We start from the raw sequence: 7,835 nt of genomic DNA on the forward strand, positions 1-7,835 counted from the left end.
TATCGATTTTTCGCTGACGCGTAGTCGATGCTTTTGGCTCTATTTGATTAATCCAACGCGATACAGATGGAGAGCCAATCCGAAATTGCTTCGCTGTTTTTCGGATACTCAACCCTTCTTCCATCGTAAATATCACTTTACGTCTAAAATCAATTGAATAGCTCATATAAATAATGTCATCAAAATTAAGTCGCTTAGCTATATCAGGCAGAAGAACAGAATGAATATTGGAATTTCCGCGATCCTTGCCCTTTCATTGATCCCAATGATGGCAATCTTTATATAATCTTTGAGGGTAATGTTGCCGGTGATAGAGGCTCCTATATTATTTCTAGCGCTGATATGGGCGATGTGCCGCCAGGTTTTGAGGATGTGGGCGGCGCTAAGTATCAAGTTGGTTGTATTGGTTTTGCAGTGGCAAGAGACAGCACGGGAAATAATTGGGAAATAATTCCTCCATTGCTCACCGCCGTAGGTGTAAATGATCAAACAGAGCATCCATATTTTGTATTTAAAGATGGTAAATATTATCTTTTTACCATTAGTCATCAATACACTTATGCCGATGGTTTGAAAGGCCCAGATGGTGTTTATGGTTTTGTCAGCGATTCATTATTCGGGTCTTATACACCACTTAACGGTTCTGGTTTAGTGTTAGGCAATCAATCTTCCCAACCGTTTCAGACTTACTCACATTATGTTATGCCTAAGGGTTTTGTCACTTCATTCATCGATAACGTTCCTGGTCGTGGTGACAAGTTTCGTATCGGTGGCACCGAAGCACCGACTGTGCAAATTAAAATTGTTGGTAATAGAACTTTTTTCGTCAAACAGTTTGATTACGGCTTTATTACACCGCTAAAAAAGATAGTTTTCAGATAAATAAATTATCTTGATATTGAGCGATATTTTCGATTTCATTATAAAATATCGCTTAAAAAACATAATGAAGAGTAAAAATACGCTTGATTATTCAATTCAAATATCAATCAATATTCTGAGTGACACCTATATAAACTAAAAGAATATTAGCAATTATAAAGAAAATATTTTTTTATGTGATTCTACTATTCCTTGAGAAAATCAGTTTCTGTTATGCATTAACAAATAGTAATAAAGGTAATAATATGAAAGATACGGTACGATTAATTACTATTGAAGAAGACGATCATAATATATTACTCAAGTTAGCAACATCTGTAATATTATCGCTAAATAGCAAGCAAAAAAATTATTTCTACTTTTCAAAAATTTTTCCATAATTTAAAAATTCCTTTAGGAAAACCAGCCGGTTGAGCCGAACCTCAAATTGGTTATCCATTTAAGATTGTAATTATTCAGATACCTCCAGAGGAAAAAGAAAAACGTAAATATGTTTATAATACTTTATGACCGACGATACTAATAAATCCGGTTTATACCCCTATATTAAATGCCGGTCAAATTAAAGATTGGGAAGGTTGTTTTTCAGTACAAAATAAGATCGGCGAAGTTTATCGCTATAATGAAATACATTATGAGGCTTATACATTAGAACGTAAGAAAATAAGTGTTCACGCAAAAGGATTTTTGCCTAGGCTTATTAAGCATGAAATAGATCATTTAAATGCTAAATTATATATTGATTGTTTATGTAATGATTGCCAATTTGTTTCAACCTCCGAAGCATTAAACATAATGAAAACAGAAAAATAAAGGTAATGTTGTATTAACAGGAAAAGCTTTGGCAAAACATGAGGCTATTTAGAAATAATTCACGCTCAATCAAATTCACTTATTAATGAAAACATGACGAACTATCAAAGCAATATTCGTTTTTAACATATTAATAATAAATTAAGCTTATAAGTTACCAAACTTAAAGAATCTCTTAAGTAGCAGTATAAATAAATTAGAATTGATACCAACTGGAATATGGGCTGATCAATCACTTGCTGCTTTACTGGATATTCAACAAACAGCCTTACGATCACAAAAGAGGGTATTAATCATATAATAATATCATTAGGTAAAGAGGAGCCGATATGGATTAATAATAGCGGAATATAGTTGGCAAAACTGCCGGCTTGTAAAATTATTGGTACAGCCGGCGCTGGCGATCTCATGGTGGGTGAATTGATTTATAGTTTACTGATGAAATAAATCCTATAAAGAAACATTCGCTTTAACCACGCTATTTACACAACAAACCAAAACTTAGCTAAAAACAATCAATCTAACAACCATATATAGACTAAAATTTGAACCTGTTTTTACTTACGACGCCATACGGTTCCTTGCGAACTATCCTCTAATATAATGCTCATTTTAGTCAGTTCATCGCGCGCTGAATCAGCCTGAGCCCATAATTTGTTTTCGCGTGCATCATTACGTTGCTTAATTAATGCCTCAATTTTTTCTATGTCAGCACTGTGAGAAACTTGTGCTCGACTTTGTAAGAATTGTTCAGGATCCTGTGTTAATAACCCCAAGACATTGGCTAATTGGCGTAATTGTACTGCTAATCCATTCGCCATTGCCATATCATCGACTTTCATTCGATTAATTTCTCTTGCCAAATCAAATAGAACTGAATAAGCCTCCGGCGTATTAAAATCATCGTTCATTGCTTGCATAAAACGCCGCTTAAATATTTCATTATCAGTAGATATAAAATTATTAGTATCAGTATCTCGTAAAGCGGTATACAGACGCTCAAGCGCGGTGCGAGCCTGCTTTAAATTTTCCTCGGTATAATTTAATTGACTACGATAATGCCCTGATAATAAGAAATAACGCACTGTTTCGGCATCATAATATGTCAATACATCACGAATGGTAAAGAAATTATTTAATGATTTTGACATTTTCTCCCGATCTACCATAACCATTCCAGTATGCATCCAATAGTTTACATAGGGGCCATTATGGGCACAGGATGATTGAGCAATTTCATTTTCATGATGAGGAAACATCAAATCTGCCCCACCACCATGGATATCAAAATGTTCACCCAGTTGTTTACCATTCATGGCTGAACACTCTATATGCCAACCTGGTCGCCCATCTCCCCAAGGAGAAGACCAACTGGGCTCATTCGGTTTAGACATTTTCCATAGCACAAAATCTAATGGATTACGCTTGGCATCCGTGACTTCAACCCGTGCTCCAGCTTGTAATTGCTCGAGATCTTGTCGGGATAATAGTCCATAATCAGGATCGCTATTAATAGCAAACATGACATCACCATTGTCTGCAATATAAGCATGGCCACGCTCAATTAGGCGCGCAGACAAATCAATAATTTCTTTAATATGGTCAGTTGCTCTTGGCTCAAAATCGGGGCGCAAAATATTTAACGCATCAAAATCCTTATACATTTCAGCCAACATGCGTGATGTCAAAGTGTCGCATGTTTCATTATTTTCAGCTGCCCGTTTGATGATCTTATCATCCACATCAGTAATATTACGCACATAAGTCAGGTCATAACCAAGATAACGCAAATAACGGCTAATCACATCAAAAGCGACAAAAGTTCTGCCATGACCAATATGACATAAATCATAAATAGTAACACCACACACGTACATGCCAATTTTGCCTGGGGTAATTGGTCTAAACTCTTCTTTTTGAAGACTTAGTGTATTATAAATTTTTAACATTGAAACTTTTTCCATCATCAGCCGGTACATGCGGTAAATGGTTTATTTTAATTACAAGATTATGCAAGAGGCCATTGCTACCAATAAACAAAACTATTGGAGCCCTATATTCTGAGTTATGCAACTACAAGGCGCAAGGAAATTATTCAATATTCCACAAATACTGACGCAATTAGCCCAATATGGTATAAAATAGTTGATCTACTTTAAATTGATTACTTTGCTTTTTGATTTTTACATTACTTATAACGATTTATCAGGATAGTGATTATGGTAACTTTTCACAGCAATTTAGGCGATATTGTCATTAAAACTTTTGATGAGAAATCGCCCATAACGGTAAAAAATTTTTTAAACTATTGTCGTGATGGATTTTACGATAACACGATTTTTTATCGCGTTATTAATGGATTTATGATCTAAGGTGGCGGTTTTGAACCCGGAATGCAGCAAAAAACGACCAAGGATCCAATCAAAAATGAAGCGAATAACGGATTAAAAAATAACCGTTGTACGCTCGCGATAGCTAGAAGCAATGATCCACATTCAGCCACAGCACAATTCTTTATTAATGTTGTCGACAACGACTTTCTAAATTTCCGTTCAGAACAGCAAAATGGCTTGGATTACTGTGTTTTTGGCGAAGTAGTTGAAAGAATGGATATTGTTGATAAAATTAAAGCAGTTGAAACAGGTCGTAGTGACTTACATCAAGATGTACCAGTTGAAGATGTTATCATCAAACGGTTAACGAATAATTGCAAACTATGGCAATCTTATTTATTGCTGACTTACATTTAAGTGAAAAAGAGCCGGCTATCACTGCCGGTTTTCTGCATTTTTTACGCGAACAGGTGAGCCAAGCTAAGGCTTTGTATATTTTAGGTGATTTTTTTGATTATTGGATTGGTGATGATGATCCCAGCCTGCTACATGAAGCTATAGCGCAAGAACTTAAGGAACTGCAAAGTAAAGGTGTTCCCTGCTACTTTATTCATGGTAATCGTGATTTTTTACTGGGTAAGAAATTTGCTAAAGAAAGTGGCATGATTTTATTACCAGCAGAGAAAGTATTAACGCTACATGGCTATAGTATCCTCATTTTACACGGTGATACACTTTGTACTGATCATATTTCCTATCAGCGTTATCGAAAACGAGTATATAATCGCTGCTTGCAACGGCTATTTCTAGCGCTTCCATTATCTACCCGCCACCGCATCGCTGAAAGAATGCGTAAGAATAGCCAATCTGCAACCCGACTTAAGCCAGAGTATATTACCGATGTTAATGAACAAACAGTAATTGAAAAATTTCGAAAATATCAAGTCGATTGGATGATCCACGGCCATACGCATCGACCTGCTATCCATGAAATTAATGTTAATGGTAAAATATTACACCGAGCAGTGTTAGGTGCCTGGGATCAAAATGGCTCAGTGATCAAAATAACGCCTAAAACTATCGAACTGCTTCATTTCCCTTTTTATTAACGTTTCCCATCTTAGCTTAATCCTGTGATAAAAAATTTAGGCAAAGGTTTTCCTTCTTTAGAAGCCATGATATGATCTCTCTTAATTTTCCATCAATAAATGACTTAAATCCAGGAGCAACAAATTAATGATCGCTCAATTTGATGCACAGAAATCATCACATTCTAACTTCAAAATTGCCATCGTAATGGGCTCCAAAAGCGACTGGAGCACGATGAAAAATATGCAGAGCCGATATACTTAATGAACTAGAACTACCCTATCAAGTAGAAATTGTTTCTGCTCATCGCACGCCAGATAAACTTTTCACCTTTGCTGAAGAAGCAAAAGAAAAAGGATTGCAAATTATCATTGCCGGTGCTGGTCGAGCCGGCACATTTACCCGGTATGCTAGCAGCTAAAACGTTAGTTCCTGTTTTTGGCGTTCCCCTTGTAACAGCGACATTTAATGGTATTGATAGCCTTTATTCGATTGTTCAAATGCCAAAGGGCATTCCGGTGGCTACCTTCGCAATTGGTAAAGCTGGGGCAGCCAATGCAGCATTACTGGCAGCCCAATTTCTTTCTGGTACAGATAATGAACTTTATGAGCGTTTATCAATCTGGCGTTTAAAACAAACTAATGACCTCTTAAGCAATCCCGATCCACGGGAGGTGGAATGAAATCGATTTGCGTCCTTGGTAATGGCCAGTTAGGCCGCATGTTACGCCAAGCAGGAGAGCCGTTAGGTATTAGTGTCGATCCTATCGGTATCGATGATAAATTAGAAACTATCCCCTATCAACACAGCATCATAACAGCTGAAATTGAGCGCTGGCCAGAAACGCCGCTTACCTGTGAATTAGCTTGCCAAGCTAGCTTTATTAATCGCGATATCTTTCTGCAACTGGCCGACCGGTTGCCACAAAAGCAATTGCTAGATTCTTTAGCCTTAACGACGGCTCCCTGGCAACCTCTTACCAATCAAACTCAATGGCCACAATTATTTACCGAGTTAGGCGATTTTGTTATTGTTAAATGTCGTACTGGTGGTTATGACGGCAGTGGACAATGGCGTATCACACCGGATAACCTATCAATACTGCCAGCTGAGATTTATGGGCCAAGCAATTGTTAAAAAAGCCATTCCTTTTTTAGGATAAGTTTCACTCGTTGGTGCACGTAATATAAATGGCCAATGTTGTTTTTTACCCGCTAACATACAATCTTCATCAAGAGGGCATACTACGGGCAAGTATCGCTTTTCCGCAGCCAGATAAAATTGCAAATTCAAGCAGAATTGATGCTATTGACCATTATGACAAAATTAAATTATGTGGGTGTGATGGCAATGGAATGTTTTATTTTAAATGATAAACTGCTAATTAACGAATTAGTGCCACGTGTTCACAATAGCGGTCACTGGACGCAAAATGGCGCATCTATCAGTTAATTTGAACTCCATCTGCGCGCCATTTCACATCTACCAATTCCTACTCCTAATATAAACACTACGGCAGTCATGATCAATTTGATAGGTACAGCATTAAATCCTGCATGGTTGTCATTACCTTTAGTTCACCTACATTGGTATGAAAAAGACCTTCGTCCAGCGCGCAAAGTAGGCCATCTAAATTTGTGTAGTAACAATCGGGAAGCGATAAAAAACTCATTAAATACAATACAAACCTTACTTCCTAGTGAATATAATGATAGTATCGGATGGCTAAACACAAAATTAATGCATTCCCCACGACACGATGAGTGAAAATAAAAACAACTACCATGTTGAATAAGCCAGTTTATTGTTAAGCTTACTGTTTTCATGCAATAGTTGTCTGCTTAGGAGGCATAATGCCTGCACAACAACAAATATTTGGTCTTATTTACTCATGGTATATGTGAGTTTTATTGGGATTAATTTAGTTCTTATCAACAGCCACCACTTTCAATTCTCTAAGTGTCGTGCTACCTAGCATGATTAATGAATTCAATTAGAACTGGGCAGAAGCAGGATTGGGGTTCACGATATTAGGATTAACCTGTGGTTTATCAAGCTATCTACCCACCTTAATGATCCGTAAACTGGGTCTTCGAATAACATTATTATTCGGCCTTACTATTTTTATCCTTGGCTTTTATTGCCTCTATTCTACCGCCAGTTTATTTGATTACTTTTCTGGTACTGCCTTGTTAGGCATTGGCTTTACTTTTTTAGCAACGGTACCAGGTACTTATGTTATTTCGCGCTTGTTTGAAAAACAAGGACTCGCTTTTGGCTTCTACTTTACTATAGCTAAGCGTCTTAATTTTGATTAGAAAATATATTTTTTCTCCAATATAAATTTACTGATATAGAGTAATTACTTTTAATCATTTTAAAGTCGCCCAGCTATATTGGTGGCTTAGGCGGTGTGGTAGGCCCTTGGATCTATTTTCTGGTAACACGGTGTCTGGGGTTCATGGCGCATACACTCGCTCATTTCAGCGATTTTTTTGGCCATTGTTGTTTTTATTACACTATTAACCTTACGCGAAAGCCAAGGCGAAATTTCACATCCCAAAACGATCGCTGACAAATTGACACAACACTCTTCAGAAACAATTTACAAAACGAAAGAAATATGGACTGCCAGTGGTGCCCTACGCACCTGGCAATTTTATATCATTGCCGCTAGCTATACCGCCTTTCTTTGGTGCGGTATTACCGTTAATAGA

4 protein-coding genes and 5 pseudogenes are annotated in these 7,835 nt (G+C 37.0%); 7 read left to right on the forward strand and 2 right to left on the reverse strand.

The window, feature by feature from the left end:
• Window positions 1-166, reverse strand: a 166-nt coding sequence (locus tag ARSQ2_RS14965) for an IS630 transposase-related protein (RefSeq protein ID WP_420837766.1), incomplete at its 3' end; no start/stop codon positions are given.
• 44 nt (window positions 167-210) lie between these two features.
• Between ARSQ2_RS14965 and ARSQ2_RS09155 the strand changes: the two are divergent.
• Together ARSQ2_RS09155 and ARSQ2_RS14970 are read left to right on the forward strand one after the other, a co-directional pair.
• Window positions 211-882 (forward strand): annotated as a pseudogene (locus ARSQ2_RS09155) (glycoside hydrolase family 68 protein); the annotation flags it as partial.
• A 522-nt stretch (window positions 883-1,404) separates the two neighbouring features.
• Window positions 1,405-1,695 (forward strand): peptide deformylase, encoded by a 291-nt coding sequence (locus ARSQ2_RS14970; RefSeq protein ID WP_420837767.1) that lies wholly within the window; start codon window positions 1,405-1,407, stop codon window positions 1,693-1,695.
• Window positions 1,696-2,252: 557 nt separating this feature from the next.
• On the opposite strand, the gene cysS is transcribed toward ARSQ2_RS14970, so the two are convergent.
• Entirely contained in the window at window positions 2,253-3,644 is a 1,392-nt protein-coding gene (gene cysS / locus ARSQ2_RS09165; RefSeq protein WP_181995111.1) for a cysteine--tRNA ligase, read from the reverse strand.
• Window positions 3,645-3,914: 270 nt separating this feature from the next.
• Here cysS and ppiB point away from each other — a divergent pair.
• From ppiB to ARSQ2_RS14975, 5 genes and pseudogenes are all read left to right on the forward strand, one after another.
• Window positions 3,915-4,445 (forward strand): annotated as a pseudogene (ppiB, locus tag ARSQ2_RS09170) (peptidylprolyl isomerase B).
• Complete coding sequence (gene lpxH / locus ARSQ2_RS09175) at window positions 4,412-5,137, forward strand: UDP-2,3-diacylglucosamine diphosphatase (RefSeq protein ID WP_181995112.1); 726 nt, start codon at window positions 4,412-4,414, stop codon at window positions 5,135-5,137. The pseudogene ppiB and the gene lpxH overlap by 34 nt, the downstream one beginning before the upstream one ends.
• A gap of 127 nt (window positions 5,138-5,264) precedes the next feature.
• Window positions 5,265-5,800 (forward strand): annotated as a pseudogene (purE, locus tag ARSQ2_RS09180) (5-(carboxyamino)imidazole ribonucleotide mutase).
• Window positions 5,797-6,885: pseudogene (gene purK, locus ARSQ2_RS09185) on the forward strand (5-(carboxyamino)imidazole ribonucleotide synthase). Before purE ends, purK begins: the two co-directional pseudogenes overlap by 4 nt.
• Window positions 6,886-7,028: 143 nt before the next feature.
• Window positions 7,029-7,835 (forward strand): annotated as a pseudogene (locus ARSQ2_RS14975) (hypothetical protein); the annotation flags it as partial.

The sequence above is a fragment of the Arsenophonus endosymbiont of Bemisia tabaci Q2 genome, from assembly GCF_902713415.1.
Lineage (GTDB): Bacteria > Pseudomonadota > Gammaproteobacteria > Enterobacterales > Enterobacteriaceae > Arsenophonus.